The following is a 20,648-nucleotide window of genomic DNA, read 5'->3' on the forward strand; positions in this document are numbered from 1 at the left end:
TTCTCACTAAAAGTTAGTTAATTTCACCACACCCTGTGCGTTGTCACAGGGTGTTTTGTTTTATAAATCAGTAGATTAACTTTGGCATGTTTCTTGTAAAGGAATGGAGAGTATTTTATTTCGGGAGAGAGTCATGCTGGAACTACTTTTTGTGATTGGATTTTTTATCATGCTGATGGTCACCGGCGTCTCGTTGCTGGGGGTGCTGGCCGCGCTGGTGGTAGCCACCGTCGTCATGTTTTTGGGCGGGCTATTTGCCTTGATGATTAAACTGTTGCCCTGGCTGTTACTGGCCGTTGCCGTGGTGTGGGTGATCAAGGCGATAAAAGCGCCAAAAGTCCCACAGTATCAGCGCAATAACCGCCGATTTTACTAAGGTATTGAGTGGTCCGTCACAACCTGAAACATTGCCTTTAGAACCAAATAGGAATTGATTATCAAATCTGTCACTATTGCCTGGTTAACGAATTCATCGAGCTGTACCCTACATACAGCCGAACTAAAAAAAAGAAAGGGCTTCCTGCGGGAAGCCCTAATTCTTTACGGGATCAGCAGACTCGATCCCTGCGTGGCGCGACTTTCCAGCACTTCATGGGCCCGTTGCGCGTCGTGTAGCGCAAATGTCTGACCAGGTGCGACATCCACTTTGATCACCCCGCTGGCAATCAGCGAGAACAGCTCATTGCTGGCTTCGGTTAATTCATGGTGGTTGGTGATGTAACCCTGGAGCGAAGGGCGGGTCACGTACAGCGAACCTTTCTGATTCAGAATCCCTAAATTTACACCAGTCACGGGTCCGGACGCGTTGCCAAAACTGACCATCAGTCCGCGGCGCTGCAGACAATCGAGAGAGGCCTCCCAGGTATCTTTCCCCACCGAGTCGTACACCACCCGCACTTTTTTACCGCCGGTGATCTCTTTTACCCGCTCAACAATGCTTTCTTCACGATAGTTAATTACCTGCCACGCCCCGGCCTGCTGCGCAATTTGCGCTTTTTGCGCATTGCCGACGGTGCCAATCAGTTTCGCTCCCAACGCTTTCGCCCACTGACAAGCGATCAGACCGACGCCACCTGCGGCTGCGTGGAATAAAAACGGTTCGTCAGGCTGGATTTCATAGGTTTTGCGTAACAGGTAAAAAACGGTCAGCCCCTTCAGAAACGAGGCGGCTGCCTGTTCAAATGAGATAGCGTTAGGCAGAATAGCGGCTTTATCCGCCGGCACGTTATGCACTGAGCTGTAAGCGCCAAGCGCAGACTGAGCATACACCACGCGATCGCCAGCTTTAATGTGCGTCACTTTGCTGCCAACTTTGCTGACCACGCCCGCGGCTTCGGTACCCAGACCGCTGGGCAGAGAAGGCGGCGGATAAAGACCACTGCGGATGTAGGTGTCGATGTAGTTGATCCCTATCGCTTTATTCTCGACCTGGATTTCGTTTTCCGCCGGGTCAACCGGCGTAAACTCCACAGCCTTGAGTACATCAGGCCCACCATGCTTGTGAAATTCAATACGTGTTGCCATGCTTCCTCCAAAAGAAATGTGGTAATCTTTCGACCCAATCATTATCTCGGTAACTCCATTCACTATGGCAGGAAATAAACCCTTCAACAAACAACAGACTGATGCTCGTGAGCGCGATCCCCAGGTCGCCGGGCTGAAAGTACCGCCGCACTCGATTGAAGCGGAACAGTCGGTGTTGGGCGGTTTAATGCTGGATAACGAACGCTGGGATGACGTGGCCGAACGCGTGGTCGCGGAGGATTTTTATACCCGCCCGCACCGGCATATCTTCATGGAAATGCATCGCCTGCAGGAGATGGGAAAACCCATCGATCTGATTACCCTGGCAGAGTCGCTGGAGGTTCAGGGCCAGCTGGACAGCGTCGGCGGTTTTGCGTACCTGGCTGAGTTATCGAAAAATACGCCAAGTGCGGCCAACATTAGCGCTTATGCGGATATCGTCCGCGAACGTGCCGTTGTCCGTGACATGATTTCGGTCGCGAACGAAATTGCGGAAGCCGGATTCGATCCGCAAGGACGTTCCAGTGAAGATCTGCTGGATCTCGCGGAGTCTCGCGTCTTTAAAATCGCTGAAAGCCGCGCCAACAAAGACGAAGGCCCGAAAAACATTACCGATGTGCTCGACGCTACCGTCGCGCGTATCGAGCAGCTATTCCAGCAGCCGCACGACGGCGTCACCGGGGTGAACACCGGTTATGACGACCTCAACAAAAAAACCGCTGGTTTGCAGCCGTCAGACCTCATCATCGTCGCCGCGCGTCCGTCGATGGGTAAAACGACATTTGCAATGAACCTCGTCGAAAATGCGGCGATGTTGCAGGATAAGCCGGTTCTTATCTTTAGTCTTGAAATGCCCTCAGAGCAGATCATGATGCGTTCCCTGGCCTCGCTTTCACGCGTAGACCAAACAAAAATTCGTACTGGTCAACTGGATGACGAAGACTGGGCGCGAATTTCCGGAACAATGGGTATTTTGCTGGAGAAACGAAACATCTATATTGATGACTCCTCCGGCCTGACGCCAACGGAAGTGCGTTCGCGTGCCCGTCGTATCGCCCGTGAACACGGCGGTATCGGACTTATCATGATCGACTACCTGCAGCTGATGCGCGTGCCGTCGCTTTCCGACAACCGTACGCTGGAAATTGCTGAAATTTCCCGCTCGCTGAAAGCGTTAGCGAAAGAACTGCATGTGCCGGTGGTGGCGCTGTCGCAGCTTAACCGCTCTCTGGAACAACGCGCCGACAAGCGTCCGGTCAACTCAGATCTGCGTGAATCCGGCTCCATCGAGCAGGATGCCGACTTAATCATGTTTATCTATCGTGATGAGGTTTATCACGAAAACAGCGACTTAAAAGGCATCGCCGAAATTATTATTGGTAAGCAGCGTAACGGTCCGATCGGAACGGTTCGCCTGACGTTTAACGGACAGTGGTCGCGATTCGACAACTATGCGGGCCCACAATACGACGACGAATAAATCTCCGTCATCCTTCATGCTGCAGATGCGTTGACTTCGCCCGTTCACCCCGGTCACTTAGTTTACTAAGCTTCCGGGGATTCTCAGGCTTGTCGCCTTTCTGCAACACGAATGATTTAGGAGATTCTTTTATTAAGGAATACAAATGCAAGCGGCAACTGTAGTTATTAACCGCCGCGCTCTGCGACACAACCTGCAACGTCTGCGTGAACTGGCTCCTGCCAGTAAACTGGTTGCGGTCGTGAAAGCGAACGCTTACGGCCATGGTCTGTTAGAGACCGCGCGAACGCTCCCCGATGCGGACGCTTTTGGTGTCGCTCGTCTTGAAGAAGCCCTGCGGCTGCGCGCGGGGGGCATCACGCAGCCTATCCTGCTACTGGAGGGATTTTTCGATGCCACCGATCTGCCGACTATCTCCGCGCAGCGTCTGCATACCGCCGTACACAACCTGGAGCAGCTCGAGGCCCTGGAGGCCGCAAAACTGGCTGAGCCGGTCACCGTCTGGATGAAACTCGACACGGGCATGCACCGCCTGGGCGTGCGTCCTGAGCAGGCCGAGGCGTTTTATCAGCGCCTGACGCAATGTGAAAATGTGCGCCAGCCGGTCAATATCGTCAGCCACTTTGCACGCGCGGACGAGCCTGAGTGTGGCGCGACTGAAAAGCAGCTCGATATCTTTAATAGCTTCTGTGAAGGCAAACCGGGGCAGCGTTCGATTGCCGCATCCGGTGGTATTCTGCTGTGGCCGCAATCTCACTTCGACTGGGCGCGTCCGGGGCTGATTCTGTACGGTGTATCACCGCTGGAAAACCACTCTATCGGTGCCGATTTTGGCTGCCAGCCGGTGATGTCGCTAACCTCCAGCCTGATTGCGGTGCGTGAGCACAAAGCGGGCGAACCGGTCGGCTATGGCGGTACCTGGCAGAGCGAGCGCGACACGCGTTTAGGCGTGGTGGCGATGGGTTATGGTGATGGTTACCCGCGTGCGGCGCCGTCTGGAACACCGGTGCTGGTCAATGGCCGTGAAGTGCCGATCGTTGGTCGCGTCGCGATGGATATGATCTGCGTCGATTTAGGCCCTGAGGCACAGGATAAGGCCGGTGATTCAGTGATTCTTTGGGGTGAAGGTTTGCCCGTGGAACGCATTGCTGAAATGACGAAAGTAAGTGCTTACGAACTTATCACGCGCCTGACCTCAAGGGTGGCGATGAAGTATATCGACTAAGTTCATGATATGCCGGACAGGCGGAACGCCGCCATCCGGCAATATGCTCGCCAACTGCAACATCCTCTCGATCTTCTTCCGCTTCCGGTTTATTGTGTTCTTATCCTCTGCCTGTAAACCTGGAGAACCACCTCGTGTTTCAAAAAGTTGACGCCTACGCTGGCGACCCGATTTTATCGCTCATGGAGCGATTCAAAGAAGATTCACGTAGCGACAAAGTGAACCTCAGCATTGGTCTGTACTACAACGAAGACGGCATTATTCCTCAGCTTAAAGCGGTGGCGGAGGCGGAAGCCCGACTCAATGCCCAACCGCATGGCGCTTCGCTATATCTACCGATGGAAGGTCTGAACACGTATCGTAATACCATTGCGCCGCTGCTGTTTGGCGCGGATCATCCGGTTCTCCTGCAACAGCGTGTCGCAACCATTCAGACGCTGGGTGGTTCCGGGGCGCTAAAAATTGGCGCAGACTTCCTGAAACGCTATTTCCCTGACTCTGGCGTATGGGTCAGCGATCCAACATGGGAAAACCATATCGCGATTTTTGAAGGGGCTGGATTCGAAGTGAGTACTTACCCCTGGTATGACAATGAAACCAACGGGGTACGTTTCAATGACCTGCTGGCCACGCTGAATACCTTACCAGCGCGCAGCATCGTGCTGCTGCATCCGTGCTGCCATAACCCGACCGGTGCAGATTTAACCCCTGCGCAATGGGATGCCGTTATTGAGATTCTGAAATCGCGCGATCTGATCCCGTTCCTCGACATTGCCTATCAGGGCTTTGGCGGCGGAATGCAAGACGATGCTTACGCGATCCGCTCTATAGCCAGCGCCGGATTACCCGCTCTGGTCAGCAACTCATTTTCTAAAATTTTCTCTTTATACGGCGAGCGCGTCGGTGGGCTGTCTGTGGTATGTGAAGACGCCGATGCGGCAAGCCGCGTTCTCGGGCAATTAAAAGCGACCGTACGTCGTAACTACTCCAGCCCGCCGAACTTTGGTGCGCAGGTGGTCGCTACGGTACTGGGTGATGACGCGCTGAAAGCCAGCTGGCTGGCGGAAGTCGAAGAGATGCGTACCCGCATTCTGGCAATGCGCCAGGAGCTGGTTAACGTGCTGAGCGCTGAAATCCCTGGTCGTAACTTTGACTATCTGCTGCAACAGCGCGGAATGTTCAGCTATACCGGGCTTAGCGCCGCTCAGGTCGATCGCCTGCGTGATGAGTTTGGTGTGTACCTGATTGCCAGTGGTCGTATGTGCGTGGCCGGATTGAATCACGCTAACGTGCAGCGCGTGGCGAAGGCCTTTGCTGCCGTTATGTAACAATCTGGTTTGCCGGATGGCGGCGTCAACGCTTTATCCGGCCTACAAGAGCATTGGTTTTTATCGTTTGTAGGCCGGATAAGCGTAGCGCCATCAGGCACGCTTTTCTGTGTGATCGTGCTCTTTTTCTGTAACAAAACCAGAGAAAATCCTTCCTTTCCCTTCCCTCAGGGGGTAAGGTCAGATAGTTTTTTGACCAGTTGTTAATAAAAAAATGATAACTAACTGACTACTTAGGGAAAAATATGCGCAAGTTTACGTTGGCACTGAGTGCCGTTTGTTTATTGTTCACGTTAAATCAGCCTGCTCAGGCATTAGTTTCTTCTCCCTCGCAGCTCAATCCAGGCACCAACGTTGCAAAACTCGCCGAGCAGGCCCCCATTCACTGGGTTTCCGTGGCGCAAATTGAAAACAGTCTGACTGGACGCCCGCCGATGGCCGTCGGGTTTGATATCGATGATACCGTCCTTTTTTCCAGTCCGGGCTTCTGGCGCGGTAAGAAAACGTACTCTCCGGACAGTGAAGATTACCTGAAGAATCCGGCTTTCTGGGAGAAAATGAACAACGGCTGGGACGAGTTCAGTATTCCAAAAGAAGTGGCGCGCCAGTTAATTGATATGCATGTGCGTCGTGGCGATAGCATTTTCTTCGTCACCGGACGTAGCCCGACGAAGACTGAAACGGTATCGAAAACGCTGGCTGATAACTTTCACATCCCGGCCGCCAATATGAATCCGGTCATTTTTGCCGGCGACAAGCCGGGCCAGAACACCAAAACGCAGTGGTTACAGGATAAAAACGTGCGCATGTTCTACGGCGATTCTGACAATGACATCACCGCCGCTCGCGACGTGGGTATTCGCGGTATTCGTATTTTACGTGCTTCCAACTCCACCTATAAACCGCTACCCCAGGCTGGCGCGTTTGGTGAAGAGGTGATCGTAAATTCTGAGTATTAAAGGCGCAGGCTGCTGTTTGGTGGTTTTTTAAACAAATTTGCGTTACCGGCTTTTACCTTTTGCGGACTTGCTGCACACTGAATAAACGATGTTCTCATTAGGCGAGTGCTGGTAAGGGGAATAAAGATGACGAATTCGGAGTTGCTGCAATACTGCATGGCAAAAACGGGCGCGGAGCAGAGCGTGCACAGTGACTGGAAAGCCACACAAATCAAAGTCGAAGATGTACTCTTTGCCATGGTAAAAGAGGTAGAAGAACGCCCGGCGGTCTCTCTGAAAACCAGCCCTGAACTGGCGGAATTACTGCGTCAGCAGCATAGCGATGTACGACCAAGCAGGCATCTGAATAAAGCGCACTGGAGCACGGTGTATCTGGACGGCTCGCTGCCGGATTCGCAGATTTATTATCTGGTTGATGCCTCTTATCAGCTGGCGGTAAACACGCTGCCGGAAGATAAACGTCGGATATTGGCGCAGCCCTGATCTGTTTCGCCGGATGCGGCGCAAGCGCCTTATCCGGCCTACAAGAAATTATGCATATTCTGTAGGCCAGATAAGTGTTGCGCAATTACAACAGCGGTTTGAGGAAGCGGGCCGTGTGTGAAGCTTCACACTCAGCGACCGTTTCTGGCGTGCCGGAGACCAGAATCTCCCCGCCGCCGCTACCGCCTTCCGGACCGAGATCGACAATCCAGTCAGCGGTTTTGATTACGTCCAGATTGTGCTCAATCACCACGATGGTGTTGCCCTGATCGCGCAACTGATGCAGCACGTCCAGTAACTGCTGAATATCCGCAAAATGCAGACCGGTGGTCGGTTCATCAAGGATATACAACGTCTGCCCGGTGCCGCGTTTTGACAGTTCGCGCGCCAGCTTCACGCGCTGCGCTTCGCCGCCGGAGAGCGTAGTGGCCGACTGGCCGAGACGGATATACGTCAGGCCCACGTCCATCAGCGTTTGTAGCTTACGCGCCAGCGCCGGGACGGCATCGAAGAACTCGCGTGCTTCTTCAATGGTCATATCCAGCACTTCGTGGATGGTCTTGCCCTTGTACTTAATCTCCAGCGTTTCGCGGTTATAGCGCTTGCCTTTACACTGGTCGCACGGCACGTAGATATCCGGCAGGAAGTGCATTTCAACTTTGATCACGCCGTCGCCCTGACAGGCTTCACAGCGTCCGCCGCGAACGTTAAAGCTGAAACGACCCGGCGTGTAACCGCGCGCGCGGGACTCTGGTACGCCAGCAAACAGTTCGCGCACCGGCGTAAACACACCGGTGTAGGTTGCCGGGTTGGATCGCGGAGTACGACCAATCGGGCTTTGGTCAATGTCGATCACTTTGTCGAAATGTTCCAGGCCCTGAACATCGCGGTACGGTGCAGGTTCAGCCAGCGTGGCGCCGTTCAGCGCTGTCTGCGCAATCGGGAACAGCGTGTCGTTGATCAGCGTCGATTTACCCGAACCAGAAACCCCGGTAATGCAGGTGAACAGGCCAACCGGCAGCGTCAGGGTGACATCTTTCAGGTTGTTGCCGCGCGCGCCGGTAAGCTTCAGCACTTTTTCCGGATCGGCCGCCACGCGCTGTTTCGGTACTTCAATTTTACGCTTACCGCTCATGTACTGGCCGGTCAGCGACTCAGGCACCGCCATGATGTCGTCGAGCGTCCCTTCGGCAACCACCTGGCCGCCGTGAACGCCAGCGCCCGGGCCGATATCGATAACGTGGTCAGCGGCGCGAATCGCATCTTCATCGTGCTCGACCACAATCACGGTATTACCCAGATTACGCAGATGGATGAGCGTGCCCAACAGACGTTCGTTATCGCGCTGATGCAGACCAATAGACGGTTCATCCAGGACGTACATCACGCCGACCAGACCCGCGCCGATCTGGCTTGCCAGACGAATACGCTGGGCTTCGCCGCCGGAGAGCGTTTCCGCTGAACGCGACAGCGTCAGGTAGTTGAGGCCGACGTTGACCAGGAATTTCAGACGATCGCCAATCTCTTTAAGAATTTTCTCTGCAATCTTCGCTCGCTGACCGGCAAGCTTCAGGTTGTTGAAGAAATCCATCGCATGACCGATGCTCATGTCGGAAATTGCGGGCAGCGGCGTATTTTCAACAAATACGTGGCGGGCTTCCCGGCGCAAACGCGTCCCTTCACAGCTGGCGCACGGGCGGTTGCTGATGAATTTGGCTAATTCCTCGCGTACCGCGCTGGATTCCGTCTCTTTATAACGGCGCTCCATATTGTGCAATACGCCTTCGAACGGATGGCGACGTACGGACGTATCGCCGCGATCGTTCATGTATTTAAATTCGATATTCTCTTTACCGGAACCGTACAGCACCACTTTATGCACGGCGGGGTTCAGGCTGGCCCATGGGGCTTCGACGTCGAATTTATAGTGTTCCGCCAGTGACTTAAGCATCTGGAAGTAGTAGAAGTTGCGGCGATCCCAGCCGCGGATAGCGCCACCGGCCAGCGACAGTTCCGGGTTTTGAATCACCCGGTCAGGATCGAAATACTGTTGTACGCCGAGGCCGTCACAGGTCGGGCATGCGCCCGCCGGGTTGTTGAATGAAAACAGACGCGGTTCCAGTTCGCGCATGCTGTAGCCGCAGATCGGGCAGGCGAAGTTGGCAGAGAACAGCAGCTCTTCCGCTTTCGGGTCGTCCATATCGGCAACCACTGCCGTACCGCCGGACAGTTCCAGCGCGGTTTCAAACGATTCCGCCAGGCGCTGGGTGAGATCGTCACGTACTTTAAAGCGGTCAATTACCACTTCAATGGTGTGTTTCTTTTGCAGCTCAAGCTTGGGCGGATCGGACAGGTCGCACACTTCCCCGTCGATACGGGCGCGGATATAGCCCTGGCCTGCCAGGTTTTCCAGCGTTTTGGTGTGTTCGCCTTTACGCTCTTTAATTATCGGCGCCAGCAGCATCAGACGCTTGCCTTCCGGCTGCGACAGGACGTTGTCCACCATCTGACTCACGGTCTGCGCCGCCAGGGGAACGTCGTGATCCGGGCAGCGCGGTTCGCCAACGCGGGCAAACAGCAGGCGCAGATAGTCGTGAATTTCGGTAATCGTACCTACCGTGGATCGCGGGTTATGGGATGTCGATTTTTGCTCGATTGAGATGGCGGGAGACAACCCCTCAATGTGGTCGACATCCGGCTTTTCCATCAGTGACAGAAACTGACGCGCGTACGCGGAAAGGGATTCAACGTAACGACGCTGTCCTTCGGCATACAAGGTGTCGAAAGCGAGCGAAGATTTGCCTGAGCCCGAAAGCCCGGTGACGACAATCAGCTTGTCGCGCGGGATGACGAGGTTGATGTTTTTGAGATTATGGGTGCGGGCGCCCCGAACTTCGATCTTATCCATTCATCTTTCCCGGATTAAACGCTTTTTTGCCTGGCTGCATGGTGCTACCGGCGATCACAAACGGTTAATTATGACACAACCTGACCTGAATGGATATACAGTATTGGAATGCAAAACGCAGGTGTCTGTGCAACAATGTCTATCCGGGGTTGTTTACTGGAATCGATCTCGCAACGTAGTAAAAGCGCTATTGGAAATGCTACAATCCCGCGCTTACACTTATTCAGTAACGTTTTTCAGGAGACACGATCATGGCCAGCAGAGGCGTAAACAAGGTGATTCTCGTCGGTAATCTGGGCCAGGACCCGGAAGTACGCTATATGCCGAATGGTGGCGCAGTTGCCAACATTACGCTGGCTACTTCCGAATCCTGGCGTGATAAAGCGACCGGCGAAATGAAAGAGCAGACTGAATGGCACCGTGTCGTGCTGTTCGGCAAACTGGCGGAAGTAGCCAGCGAATATCTGCGTAAAGGTTCTCAGGTCTATATCGAAGGCCAGCTGCGTACCCGCAAATGGACCGATCAGTCCGGCGTAGAAAAGTACACCACTGAAGTTGTGGTTAACGTTGGCGGCACCATGCAAATGCTGGGTGGCCGTCAGGGTGGTGGTGCTCCGGCAGGCGGCGGTCAGCAGCAGGGCGGTTGGGGTCAGCCTCAGCAGCCGCAGGGTGGCAATCAGTTCAGCGGCGGCGCGCAGTCTCGCCCGCAGCAGTCAGCTCCGGCAGCGCCGTCTAACGAGCCGCCGATGGATTTCGACGACGATATTCCGTTCTAATTTTTCTGCTTTATACGAAAAATTATGGCTACCTCATAACAGGGGTAGCCATATGTAATTTTTTATCAGTTCAACACCATCGGCCAGTCTGGCGGTGTGTGGCTCATCACTTCAACCATCACGTTTTCAATGTTCTTCCAGATTGCGGACATATCCACCAGGGTTATGCCGAGCAGCCCGGTTGCAAACCAGCAGGCGAAAACCAGTCCCAAACCGCTACTAATGACGGCCAGGCCAATATAATCTGATTTACGAAAACGGATATTGAGCGTGCTGGCTAAAAACATCAGCACTGCGCTGAGTAGCTGCCATCGCAGAAGAACCACGCCAGTTGTTATCGTTGCCATGAAAAAACGTCCTCAGAAAGTCTTGATGCCCATGACAGCGCGGGGGTGTTCACCGAGGGTGTAGTACTCTGGCTCTCGACGGGCAATAACACGAATGAAACATTGTTTCTGTTACATGAATTGTGTGAACTATATCACATTTGCTCGTTTGTTCACCAGTGTTAGAGGTTATTTTTGCAGGATAATAACCATGTTATTTGCATGGTTATTTTTAATAAAAAAAACGATAACAAATAATCTAATAAAAAGATGCATATGGATTACCTGTTATGTTTATCCTAAATTATTCGTTAAGAAATTTAATGAATTTCTTAAACACGACCAGGATAATGCTCATAAAAAATTACTACTTATTGATAATAATGTTATGAAATAAGCATAACTTTGAGTTTGCCTTACGGAAAAATAATATCAGCATCATCTATTATCAGACTTTTACATAGAGAAGTCTGTTGCTAATAATGATAGATTCATGCAACTTAATCAGTCAGTGTTTATAGCATCCCGCCTAATGGGTTCTGGCATATACGAAACAGGGAAATAGGGCTGACATGAATCACAGTGCGCGACGCAAGATGCTGAAGTTCTTCGGAACATTCATGGTGGTATTGCTCCCCGTGGTGCTGGCGTTATGGTTTGCTCACATCCGGGCGATGTCCGAAACCCGTAATCAACTCAGCTCTTTTGCTCAACTGGTGTTAAATAAAACGGAATTGGTGATCCTCCAGGCTGATTTAGCGCGTGATATGGCCCAATTGTATCAGGGTAAGATGTGTACCCCTGCCCATCAGAAAAGTATGCTGAATATTATTCGTGGTCGTTTATATATCAGTGAGCTAATTTATGCGCAGGGCGATCATTTTTTGTGCTCTACGTCAATGATGCCGCGAGTCCCATATATTATGGCGACAGCCGACTATAAACGCGCGCCAGACGTCTTCATCTATTACTACCGCGACACCCCCTTTTTCGCTGGCTACAAAATGACGTACATGCAACGAGGAAACTACGTTGTCGTCATCAATCCATTATCTTACAGCGAAGTCATGTCTGATGATCCGGATCTGTCCTGGGGAGTGTATGACACGGTAACGGACACCTTTTTCTCTGCCAGCGAAGGGGCGAATATTGCGCAGTTCTCGCCGCTGATAAGCGGTGAATCCTCAACATTCCAGCAGGGCGAGCGATTCTATACCATCGTACATTCAGAAAAACGCCCCATCGCGATTATTGTTTCGACCTCCGACGCTCGTGTGAATCAGATTTTCTATCATGAGGCGGCGTTAACGATCCCCTTTGGGATTATCTGCAGCATCCTGATACTGCTCATGTGGTGGCGTACGCGTCAGGAATACCTCTCTCCCCGCCGCTTATTAAAACGTGCGATCAAGAAACGTCAGCTTTGTCTGTACTATCAGCCGATCATTGACATCAAAAATGGACAATGTGTCGGTGCCGAGGCTTTGCTACGCTGGCCAGGCTGTAACGGTGAGGTGATGAGCCCGACGGAGTTTATTCCGCTGGCGGAAAAAGAGGGGATGATTGAGCAGATCACGGATTACGTTGTTGAGGAGGTCTTCAAAGATTTAGGGGCTTTTCTTTCGGCGAATCCTCAGTTGTATATCTCGATTAACCTCTCGGCTTCTGACTTTCATTCATCCCGACTGATTGCTCTGATTGCCGAAAAAAACCATGAATACTCCGTGGCGGCCCAGCAAATTAAAGTTGAGGTGACGGAGCGCGGCTTTATCGATGTACATAAAATGACACCCATCATCCAGGCGTTTCGGCAGGCCGGTTTTGAAGTGGCGTTTGACGATTTTGGCACGGGATATTCCAACCTCCATAATTTGTCAGCGTTGAATATCGATATCCTGAAGATCGACAAATCGTTTATTAGCACGCTGGCCACTAACAGCACCAGTCACTTGATTGCCGAACATATCATCGAGATGGCGCAAAGCTTAAAGCTGAAGACGATTGCGGAAGGGGTGGAAACGGCGGAGCAAATCGGGTGGTTGCTTGAACACGGCGTACAGTATTGCCAGGGCTGGTATTTTGCGAAGGCGCTGCCGCCGCAGGAGTTCATGCATTGGATAAAACGCTCGCCCGCCATACTGACGCAGAGCGGGCAATAATTTTACAGGCGGTGGCGGTAATCGCTGGGAGTACGATCAAACTCTCGGCGAAATACGCGCGAGAAGGTTTGCTGCGATACATAGCCAAGATCCATCGCAATATCGAATATAGGCCGTTCGGTCGTCCGTAGTTCAACGGCGGCCAGCAGAAGCCGACGTTGGCGGATGTAGTCACCCAGCGTCTGACGCATCACCGTGCGGAACATTCTCTGCAAATACCACTTTGAGTAACCTGATTTTTTCGCAACCGCCTCAATGTTCAGCGGTTGATCGATATGTTCATCAATCCATTCAATAAGGGTCTGAATAATCTGCTGATGGGACATAGAGTTGCCTCTTTCTCAGTGTTCGATTCGTCGTTTTGTCTGTGGGCGAGTATAATTCCTCAAGTTAACTTGAGGTAAAGCGATTTATGGAAAAGAAATTACCCCGGATAAAAGCGTTGCTCACGCCAGGTGAAGTTGCAAAGCGTAGCGGTGTGGCGGTATCGACCCTGCATTTCTATGAAAGCAAAGGATTAATCAGCAGTATGCGCAACAGCGGCAATCAGCGTCGATACAAACGCGATGTGTTGCGTTATGTCGCGATTATCAAGATTGCCCAACGTATCGGCATTCCACTGGCCACGATCGGCGACGCGTTAGGTGTATTACCTGAAGGACATTCGCTCAGCGCCAAAGAGTGGAAGCAGCTCTCTTCGCAATGGCGCGAGGAGTTAGACCGACGCATTCATACTCTGGTGGCGTTACGCGATGAGCTGGATGGGTGTATTGGCTGCGGCTGTTTATCCCGCAGTGATTGCCCGTTGCGTAACCCTGGCGATCAGCTTGGCGAGCAGGGGACCGGGGCGCGCCTGCTGGAAGATGATTGATTGGTTTAAAGTATGTGGCGGATATAACGGTGTAAAACTAAAGCGCCACAGAGGGCGCTTTAGTTTGGTTCCGGTCTTTGTCTTTCACTCTATCCCGTTGGTTCACGGGAGGGTTTCCCCCGACATCAACACCCCTCAGTCGAGCACGTTTGGGGAGGTTCCGGTCTGTGTTGATAATGTAAGTGTAAGCCACCCCTCTCTATTTGCCAGTGAATTGATTGCTTTTTAGCCAAAAATTTTTCCGCATCTTCATGCATTTTTTTGCGCGAGCAGGCGTGAAAAATAAATGCAAATCTTGTAATAACTCAGCGAAATTTGTTGCCAGATTGCGCATTGACGATAACGTTTGCGCATCGTCTGGCTATTTCTTGCGCATTATAAGAAGAAATGAGTAAAAAGCGGCAAAGTTCAGTTGAAAACCAACGTATGATCGCTGGATAATCGTTTGCTTTTTTTTATCACCCGTTTTTTATGCGCGGAGCTAAACGTTTGCTTTTTTGCGACACCCCTATTGACGCAAAGCTGGCACATGGAGAAATCGTTTAGCAGGCAGTGGATTGTCCACCACGCATAATGACGAAAAAATAAACTCTCAGGGGATGTTTTCTATGTCTACGCCTTCAGCGCGTACCGGCGGTTCACTCGACGCCTGGTTTAAAATTTCGCATCGCGGCAGTACCGTTCGTCAAGAAGTCGTTGCCGGATTAACGACGTTCCTGGCCATGGTCTACTCCGTTATCGTGGTTCCGGGGATGCTGGGTAAAGCCGGATTCCCGCCTGCCGCTGTGTTTGTGGCAACCTGTCTGGTTGCGGGCGTCGGTTCTATTGTGATGGGCCTGTGGGCGAACCTGCCGTTGGCGATTGGCTGCGCCATTTCGCTGACCGCGTTTACCGCATTCAGCCTGGTACTGGGACAACATATTAGCGTGCCCGTAGCGCTGGGCGCGGTGTTCCTGATGGGGGTTCTGTTTACCATCATTTCTGCGACCGGTATCCGTAGCTGGATCCTGCGCAATCTGCCGCAGGGCGTTGCGCACGGTACGGGGATTGGTATCGGCCTGTTCCTGCTATTGATTGCGGCCAATGGCGTTGGTCTGGTGATTAAGAACCCGCTGGACGGCCTGCCGGTTGCGCTGGGCAACTTCGATACCTTCCCGGTGATTATGTCGCTGGTTGGTCTGGCGGTGATTATTGGTCTCGAAAAACTGAAAGTACCGGGCGGCATCCTGCTGACCATTATCGGTATCTCCATCGTCGGCCTGATTTTCGATCCGGCCGTGCATTTCTCCGGTATTTTTGCCATGCCGTCTCTGAGCGATGAAAACGGCAACTCGCTGATCGGCAGCCTGGATATTATGGGCGCACTGAACCCGATCGTTCTGCCGAGCGTGCTGGCGCTGGTTATGACCGCGGTCTTCGATGCGACCGGAACCATCCGCGCGGTAGCCGGACAGGCGAATCTGCTGGATAAAGACGGACAAATTATCGATGGCGGCAAAGCGCTGACCACCGACTCCCTGAGCAGCGTGTTCTCTGGTCTGGTAGGGGCTGCACCGGCGGCGGTTTACATTGAATCCGCAGCGGGTACGGCGGCAGGCGGCAAGACCGGCCTGACGGCGATCACCGTTGGCGTATTGTTCCTGCTGATCCTGTTCCTTTCTCCGCTCTCTTATCTTGTTCCTGTTTACGCAACGGCGCCTGCGTTGATGTATGTGGGGCTGCTGATGCTGAGCAACGTGGCGAAAATCGACTTTGCTGACTTTGTCGACGCGATGGCGGGTCTGGTCACTGCTGTATTTATCGTCCTGACCTGTAACATCGTTACCGGCATTATGATTGGTTTTGCTACCCTGGTCATTGGTCGCATTGTCTCTGGCGAATGGCGCAAACTGAACATCGGTACGGTGGTAATTGCTATCGCGCTGGTGGCCTTTTACGCGGGCGGTTGGGCTATTTGATTTTGCTTCGATGACGCTCCTGAAAACGGGTGGCCCAGGCCGCCCGTTTTTATTTTCAGAACACACTCGTTGTCTTTTGCGATACTCTCAAGTAGATAGAATTAAGGCACGACGCCTTTATCACCAATCATAAGAAACATCGCAAACAGGGAACGCATGGAAATCTTTTTCACCATACTCATCATGACCCTTGTGGTCTCGCTGTCGGGGGTATTTACTCGCGTATTGCCCTTCCAACTCCCATTACCCCTTATGCAGATCGCCATCGGCGCCTTGCTGGCGTGGCCGACGTTTGGTTTGCATGTGGAATTCGATCCTGAGCTGTTTCTGGTGCTATTTATCCCGCCGCTGCTGTTTGCCGATGGCTGGAAGACGCCGACGCGTGAGTTTCTGGAGCACGGGCGAGAGATTTTCGGCCTTGCGCTGGCGCTGGTTCTGGTCACGGTGGTCGGGATTGGCTTTATGATTTACTGGCTGGTGCCGGGGATCCCTCTCATCCCTGCTTTTGCGCTGGCTGCCGTGCTGTCGCCAACCGATGCCGTCGCCCTTTCCGGTATTGTGGGTGAGGGGCGCATCCCGAAGAAAATCATGGGTATCCTGCAGGGCGAAGCGTTGATGAACGACGCGTCCGGCCTGGTCTCGCTGAAATTTGCCGTTGCCGTGGCGATGGGCACGATGGTGTTTACCGTCGGCGGCGCGACGCTTGAGTTCTTCAAAGTGGCGGTTGGCGGCATCCTGGCCGGTTTTGTCGTCAGTTGGTTATACGGACGCTCCCTGCGTTTTCTTAGCCGTTGGGGCGGTGATGAGCCGGCAACGCAAATCGTCCTGCTGTTCCTGCTGCCGTTTGCGTCTTATCTGATTGCGGAACACATCGGTGTTTCAGGCATTCTCGCGGCGGTTGCTGCCGGGATGACGATTACCCGCTCTGGCGTGATGCGCCGCGCGCCGTTGGCGATGCGTTTACGTGCTAACAGCACCTGGGCGATGCTGGAGTTTGTGTTTAACGGCATGGTCTTCTTGTTGTTAGGACTGCAGTTGCCGGGCATTCTGGAGTCATCTTTGGCGGCGGCGGAAGTCGATCCGAACGTTGAAATCTGGATGCTGTTTACCGATATCGTGCTGATTTATGCCGCGCTGATGTTGGTACGTTTTGGCTGGCTGTGGACCATGAAGAAGTTCAGCCTGCGCTTCCTGAAGAAAAAGCCGATGGAGTTTGGCTCCTGGACGACGCGTGAAATCCTGATTGCCTCCTTTGCGGGAGTTCGCGGGGCCATTACCCTCGCCGGTGTGCTCTCCATTCCTCTGTTGTTACCGGACGGGAGCGGCTTCCCGGCGCGTTATGAGCTGATCTTCCTCGCCGCGGGCGTGATTCTGTTCTCGCTGTTTGTCGGCGTGGTGATGCTGCCGATTCTGCTACAGCATCTGGAAGTTGCAGACCACTCGCAACAGCAAAAAGAGGAGCGCATTGCCCGCGCTGCCACGGCGGAAGTCGCGATTGTCGCGATCCAGAAAATGGAGGAGCGTCTGGCTGCGGATAGCGAAGAGAACATTGATAATCAGCTACTGACTGAGGTGAGTTCCCGTGTCATTGGTAACCTGCGTCGTCGCGCCGATGGGCGAAACGATGTAGAAAGCTCAATGCAGGAAGAGAACCTGGAGCGACGTTTCCGCCTGGCGGCGCTGCGTTCAGAACGCGCCGAGCTTTATCATCTGCGTGCCACGCGTGAAATCAGCAATGAAACGCTGCAAAAGCTATTGCACGATCTGGATTTGCTGGAAGCGCTGTTGATTGAGAACCAATAAAAGGTAGCTCGTTGTAGGCCGGATAAGGCGTTAAGCCGCATCCGGCGAAAGATGTGCCTGATGGCGCTGCGCTTATCAGGCCTACAAAAAATTATCCATCATGTAATTTGCGAGCCGCTTTCCTGAACTGATCTGCTTGTCTTGTCGATTCCCTCTTTTCTCCATACGGTTGAGAAAAGGGGGAAACATGTCCAACTATCGACGAAATTACATCAACGGAGGAACCTGGTTTTTTACGGTGAATCTGCAGGACCGTCGAAGCCAGCTTCTGACAGCCAACATTCACGCGCTTCGGTGTGCAATCGCTGCGGTCAAAACGGCTAGACCATTTCGGATCAATGCATGGGTCGTATTGCCTGAGCATATGCATTGCATCTGGACTTTGCCTGAAAATGACGCTGATTTTTCATCCCGCTGGCGGGAAATTAAGAAGCATTTCACTCGATCGTTGTCTGCCCGACATATTTGGCAACCTCGCTTTTGGGAACACACTCTCCGCGATGAGCACGATTATCGCCAGCATGTTGATTATATTTACATTAACCCAGTGAAGCACGGGTGGGTAAAACAGGTACAGACATGGCCTTTTTCAACATTTCATCGCGATGTGAGGCGTGGTTTGTTCCCGCAAAATTGGGCAGGTGAAATAATGGATTTTAATGCGGGTGAACGTGCCTGATGGCGCTACGCTTATCAGGCCTACGGGGTAGCTCATTGTAGGCCGGATAAGGCGTTTAGCCGCATCCGGCATTTTACGACTCCTGCGTTAACCAAAACCCTTCGCAACATTTCAGCCATGCCTGGGCGCTGTGCGACAGATACACACCTTCGCGCCAAATCATGCCCAACTGCCAGCGTAAGTCGCTTTCCAGAGGGATCCAGCGCAGCGTTTGCTTATCCAACCGCTGGCAAATCGGCTCCGGTAAAATGGCGATCCCGACGCCGGCTTGTACCATTGCCGCCAGAAAATCCCACTGCCCGCTGCGCACAGCGATACGCGGTTTTACGTTGTGCTGGTTAAACAACTCAAGCAGTTGACGGCTCAACGCGAAATCTTCGTTGTAGATAAGCAGCGGATGCTCCGCCAGCGCTTCGGGGGAAATGGAGTCGCACGTTGTCCATTGACCGGAGCGGGGGACCAGCACGCAGAGCGGATGACTGAAAAGTGGTAAGGTCGCCAGACCGCTCTCTTCTTCAACCGGTAGCGCGGTCATTGCAACATCCAGATCGCCGTTCATCACCGCCTGTTGGACGGTTAAACCGCCAAATTCAGACACTTTTAGCTCCACGCCGGGATAACGCTGGCGAAAAAGGCTGATGGGGCCAGCCATCAACATACCCACCATGGGCGGGATACCGAGGCGCAGTATTCCCTTGTTGAGGTGATTAATGTCGCTGAGTTCTGCTTCGAGCTGGCGGAACTCGGCGAGGATCGCCAGGCCGCGTTCGAACACGACCTGGCCGGTATCGGTCAACAATAGCCGCCGTCCGTCGCGGATGAGCAACGTGCAATTAAGCTCGTCTTCAAGGTTCTTCAACATTTTGCTGATGGTGGGCTGGGTGACAAAGAGTTTCTCCGCTGCGCGGGTAAAGCTCTGCTGACGCACCACCTCAACAAAATATCGCAGCGTTCTGATATCCATGATTATTCCTTAAGACTATGCCTGCAATGATTTTAATTCATTTCAGTCCTGGACGGGGGCTCTCTATACTGGCGCTCTCTATTTTTTAAGGACATACCCTCATGGCTGTGGCGATAAGCCGCGTGACGCCTGCCGTTATTCATCGACTCCAGATCCCCGTTCAGGTTCTGTTGTACGCAGGTCTCTTTGTTTTTGCTCAATATCTTGTCTCCTGGCTGCATCTGCCGCTTCCTGCCAACCTGGTTGGGATGGTGCTGATGCTGGCGTTGATTGTCTGCCGGGTTATCCCGCTGAACTGGATCCGCGCAGGCGCTCGCTGGTTACTGGCTGAAATGCTGTTGTTTTTTGTCCCGGCGGTGGTCGCCGTCGTTAACTATACGCAACTGCTACTGGTTGATGGATGGCGTATTTTTGCCGTTATTGCGATAAGTACGATGATGGTGCTCGGCGCAACGGCATGGGTCGTGGATAAAGTGTATCGCTATGAAATGAGCAGGTTAAACCGTGAGTAATTTCCAGTTAAGCGTGCTGTGTCTGGTGATTACGCTGGGCATCTATTTTGCCAACAAGCGCCTGTATCGCCGCTTTCGTAAATTACCGCTGATGCCGTTAGTGCTTACTCCGGCGCTGTTGGTGCTGATGTTGGTCTTTGGACATATCTCCTGGCAAAACTATATTGGTGAATCGCACTGGCTGCTATGGCTGCTAGGTCCCGCAACCATTGCCTTCGCCGTTCCGGTTTATGACAACCTCGCCGTGATTAAACGTCACTGGATGTCGCTGACGGCGGGTGTGGTGACGGCGACACTGGTGGCGGTCACCAGTTCCGTCTGGTTGGCGCGCCTGTTTATGCTGCCTGATGAAATTCAGCGCAGTCTGGCGGTGCGGTCCGTTACTACGCCATTTGCGCTGGCGGCGGCAGAGCCATTGGGCGGTCAGCCGGATCTGGTGGCATTGTTCGTGGTCGTGACGGGCGTATTCGGGATGGCGGTCGGCGATGTGCTGTTTTTGCGGCTCTCTATTCGCGAAGGGATGGCGAAAGGCGCAGGTTTTGGCGCAGCATCGCACGGCGCAGGCACGGCTCGCTCATATGAGCTCGGCCAACAGGAGGGCGTAGTGGCTAGCCTGGTGATGATGCTTTCCGGCGTGGTGATGGTGCTGGTATCGCCGCTGGTCGCAAGGCTGATGTTCTGAGAAAGGCAGTA

19 protein-coding genes are annotated in these 20,648 nt (G+C 53.0%); 14 read left to right on the forward strand and 5 right to left on the reverse strand.

All coding sequences use genetic code 11. From position 1 onward, the window contains the following. The first annotated feature begins 133 nt into the window (after positions 1–133). Positions 134–376 carry an envelope stress response protein PspG gene (gene pspG / locus OOJ59_RS20350; protein ID WP_016155352.1) on the forward strand — a complete coding sequence of 81 codons (243 nt, stop codon included), beginning with the start codon at positions 134–136 and terminating at the stop codon, positions 374–376. Positions 377–540: 164 nt separating this feature from the next. Here the strand turns inward: pspG and OOJ59_RS20355 are convergent, their stop codons facing one another. Continuing rightward, the gene (locus tag OOJ59_RS20355; RefSeq protein ID WP_038642960.1) at positions 541–1,524 is read right to left on the reverse strand and encodes a quinone oxidoreductase; all 984 of its coding nucleotides are present in this window, start codon (positions 1,522–1,524) and stop codon (positions 541–543) included. Between the two features lie 64 nt (positions 1,525–1,588). Here OOJ59_RS20355 and dnaB point away from each other — a divergent pair, with 64 nt between their 5' ends. From dnaB to OOJ59_RS20380, 5 genes are all read left to right on the forward strand, one after another. Next, positions 1,589–3,004, forward strand: a complete 1,416-nt coding sequence (dnaB, locus tag OOJ59_RS20360) for a replicative DNA helicase (RefSeq protein WP_160956214.1) — start codon at positions 1,589–1,591, stop codon at positions 3,002–3,004. A gap of 145 nt (positions 3,005–3,149) precedes the next feature. Continuing rightward, positions 3,150–4,229, forward strand: a complete 1,080-nt coding sequence (alr, locus tag OOJ59_RS20365; RefSeq protein ID WP_085049635.1) for an alanine racemase — start codon at positions 3,150–3,152, stop codon at positions 4,227–4,229. A 134-nt stretch (positions 4,230–4,363) separates the two neighbouring features. Next, positions 4,364–5,557 carry an aromatic amino acid transaminase gene (tyrB, locus tag OOJ59_RS20370; protein WP_038636267.1) on the forward strand — a complete coding sequence of 398 codons (1,194 nt, stop codon included), beginning with the start codon at positions 4,364–4,366 and terminating at the stop codon, positions 5,555–5,557. Between the two features lie 245 nt (positions 5,558–5,802). Next, positions 5,803–6,516 (forward strand): acid phosphatase AphA, encoded by a 714-nt coding sequence (aphA, locus tag OOJ59_RS20375; protein WP_038636269.1) that lies wholly within the window; start codon positions 5,803–5,805, stop codon positions 6,514–6,516. 126 nt (positions 6,517–6,642) lie between these two features. Further along, a complete protein-coding gene (locus OOJ59_RS20380) occupies positions 6,643–6,999 on the forward strand; it encodes an MmcQ/YjbR family DNA-binding protein (RefSeq protein WP_038636271.1) in 357 nt (118 codons plus the stop codon). Positions 7,000–7,084: 85 nt separating this feature from the next. Here OOJ59_RS20380 and uvrA read toward each other — a convergent pair whose 3' ends face one another. After that, entirely contained in the window at positions 7,085–9,907 is a 2,823-nt protein-coding gene (gene uvrA / locus OOJ59_RS20385; protein ID WP_038636273.1) for an excinuclease ABC subunit UvrA, read from the reverse strand. A gap of 251 nt (positions 9,908–10,158) precedes the next feature. On the opposite strand from uvrA, the gene ssb1 reads away from it, so the two are divergent. Then, entirely contained in the window at positions 10,159–10,683 is a 525-nt protein-coding gene (gene ssb1 / locus OOJ59_RS20390) for a single-stranded DNA-binding protein SSB1 (RefSeq protein ID WP_003826621.1), read from the forward strand. Positions 10,684–10,748: 65 nt separating this feature from the next. Here the strand turns inward: ssb1 and OOJ59_RS20395 are convergent, their stop codons facing one another. Then, complete coding sequence (locus tag OOJ59_RS20395; protein ID WP_038636276.1) at positions 10,749–11,030, reverse strand: YjcB family protein; 282 nt, start codon at positions 11,028–11,030, stop codon at positions 10,749–10,751. A gap of 551 nt (positions 11,031–11,581) precedes the next feature. Here OOJ59_RS20395 and OOJ59_RS20400 point away from each other — a divergent pair. Continuing rightward, a complete protein-coding gene (locus OOJ59_RS20400; protein WP_085049639.1) occupies positions 11,582–13,168 on the forward strand; it encodes an EAL domain-containing protein in 1,587 nt (528 codons plus the stop codon). A 2-nt stretch (positions 13,169–13,170) separates the two neighbouring features. Here the strand turns inward: OOJ59_RS20400 and soxS are convergent, their stop codons facing one another. After that, positions 13,171–13,494 carry a superoxide response transcriptional regulator SoxS gene (gene soxS, locus OOJ59_RS20405; RefSeq protein WP_005132611.1) on the reverse strand — a complete coding sequence of 108 codons (324 nt, stop codon included), beginning with the start codon at positions 13,492–13,494 and terminating at the stop codon, positions 13,171–13,173. 86 nt (positions 13,495–13,580) lie between these two features. Between soxS and soxR the strand changes: the two genes are divergently transcribed. The 4 genes from soxR to OOJ59_RS20425 all read left to right on the forward strand — a co-directional run bounded on the left by soxR (position 13,581) and on the right by OOJ59_RS20425 (position 18,479). Next, entirely contained in the window at positions 13,581–14,039 is a 459-nt protein-coding gene (gene soxR, locus OOJ59_RS20410; RefSeq protein WP_003826630.1) for a redox-sensitive transcriptional activator SoxR, read from the forward strand. A 608-nt stretch (positions 14,040–14,647) separates the two neighbouring features. Beyond that, complete coding sequence (gene ghxP, locus OOJ59_RS20415; protein ID WP_160956213.1) at positions 14,648–15,997, forward strand: guanine/hypoxanthine transporter GhxP; 1,350 nt, start codon at positions 14,648–14,650, stop codon at positions 15,995–15,997. A gap of 156 nt (positions 15,998–16,153) precedes the next feature. Further along, complete coding sequence (locus tag OOJ59_RS20420) at positions 16,154–17,800, forward strand: Na+/H+ antiporter (protein ID WP_038636287.1); 1,647 nt, start codon at positions 16,154–16,156, stop codon at positions 17,798–17,800. Between the two features lie 187 nt (positions 17,801–17,987). Further along, a complete protein-coding gene (locus OOJ59_RS20425) occupies positions 17,988–18,479 on the forward strand; it encodes an REP-associated tyrosine transposase (RefSeq protein ID WP_042312972.1) in 492 nt (163 codons plus the stop codon). Between the two features lie 73 nt (positions 18,480–18,552). Here the strand turns inward: OOJ59_RS20425 and OOJ59_RS20430 are convergent, their stop codons facing one another. Beyond that, a complete protein-coding gene (locus OOJ59_RS20430) occupies positions 18,553–19,443 on the reverse strand; it encodes a LysR family transcriptional regulator (RefSeq protein ID WP_038636290.1) in 891 nt (296 codons plus the stop codon). A gap of 101 nt (positions 19,444–19,544) precedes the next feature. Between OOJ59_RS20430 and OOJ59_RS20435 the strand changes: the two genes are divergently transcribed. Both OOJ59_RS20435 and OOJ59_RS20440 read left to right on the forward strand, forming a co-directional pair. After that, entirely contained in the window at positions 19,545–19,955 is a 411-nt protein-coding gene (locus OOJ59_RS20435; protein ID WP_038636293.1) for a CidA/LrgA family protein, read from the forward strand. Next, a complete protein-coding gene (locus OOJ59_RS20440) occupies positions 19,948–20,637 on the forward strand; it encodes an LrgB family protein (protein ID WP_038636296.1) in 690 nt (229 codons plus the stop codon). Before OOJ59_RS20435 ends, OOJ59_RS20440 begins: the two co-directional genes overlap by 8 nt. Positions 20,638–20,648: the final 11 nt, after the last annotated feature.

The organism is Citrobacter sp. W9 (genome assembly GCF_026719375.1).
GTDB lineage: Bacteria > Pseudomonadota > Gammaproteobacteria > Enterobacterales > Enterobacteriaceae > Citrobacter > Citrobacter werkmanii.

Bases quoted from the DNA above. Each gene is read 5' to 3' on its own strand.
- pspG (WP_016155352.1), top strand. From the start codon at position 134: ATGCTGGAACTACTTTTTGTGATTGGATTTTTTATCATGCTGATGGTC.
- OOJ59_RS20355 (WP_038642960.1), bottom strand. From the start codon at position 1,524: ATGGCAACACGTATTGAATTTCACAAGCATGGTGGGCCTGATGTACTC.
- dnaB (WP_160956214.1), top strand. From the start codon at position 1,589: ATGGCAGGAAATAAACCCTTCAACAAACAACAGACTGATGCTCGTGAG.
- alr (WP_085049635.1), top strand. From the start codon at position 3,150: ATGCAAGCGGCAACTGTAGTTATTAACCGCCGCGCTCTGCGACACAAC.
- aphA (WP_038636269.1), top strand. From the start codon at position 5,803: ATGCGCAAGTTTACGTTGGCACTGAGTGCCGTTTGTTTATTGTTCACG.
- OOJ59_RS20380 (WP_038636271.1), top strand. From the start codon at position 6,643: ATGACGAATTCGGAGTTGCTGCAATACTGCATGGCAAAAACGGGCGCG.
- uvrA (WP_038636273.1), bottom strand. From the start codon at position 9,907: ATGGATAAGATCGAAGTTCGGGGCGCCCGCACCCATAATCTCAAAAAC.
- ssb1 (WP_003826621.1), top strand. From the start codon at position 10,159: ATGGCCAGCAGAGGCGTAAACAAGGTGATTCTCGTCGGTAATCTGGGC.
- OOJ59_RS20395 (WP_038636276.1), bottom strand. From the start codon at position 11,030: ATGGCAACGATAACAACTGGCGTGGTTCTTCTGCGATGGCAGCTACTC.
- OOJ59_RS20400 (WP_085049639.1), top strand. From the start codon at position 11,582: ATGAATCACAGTGCGCGACGCAAGATGCTGAAGTTCTTCGGAACATTC.
- soxS (WP_005132611.1), bottom strand. From the start codon at position 13,494: ATGTCCCATCAGCAGATTATTCAGACCCTTATTGAATGGATTGATGAA.
- soxR (WP_003826630.1), top strand. From the start codon at position 13,581: ATGGAAAAGAAATTACCCCGGATAAAAGCGTTGCTCACGCCAGGTGAA.
- ghxP (WP_160956213.1), top strand. From the start codon at position 14,648: ATGTCTACGCCTTCAGCGCGTACCGGCGGTTCACTCGACGCCTGGTTT.
- OOJ59_RS20420 (WP_038636287.1), top strand. From the start codon at position 16,154: ATGGAAATCTTTTTCACCATACTCATCATGACCCTTGTGGTCTCGCTG.
- OOJ59_RS20425 (WP_042312972.1), top strand. From the start codon at position 17,988: ATGTCCAACTATCGACGAAATTACATCAACGGAGGAACCTGGTTTTTT.
- OOJ59_RS20430 (WP_038636290.1), bottom strand. From the start codon at position 19,443: ATGGATATCAGAACGCTGCGATATTTTGTTGAGGTGGTGCGTCAGCAG.
- OOJ59_RS20435 (WP_038636293.1), top strand. From the start codon at position 19,545: ATGGCTGTGGCGATAAGCCGCGTGACGCCTGCCGTTATTCATCGACTC.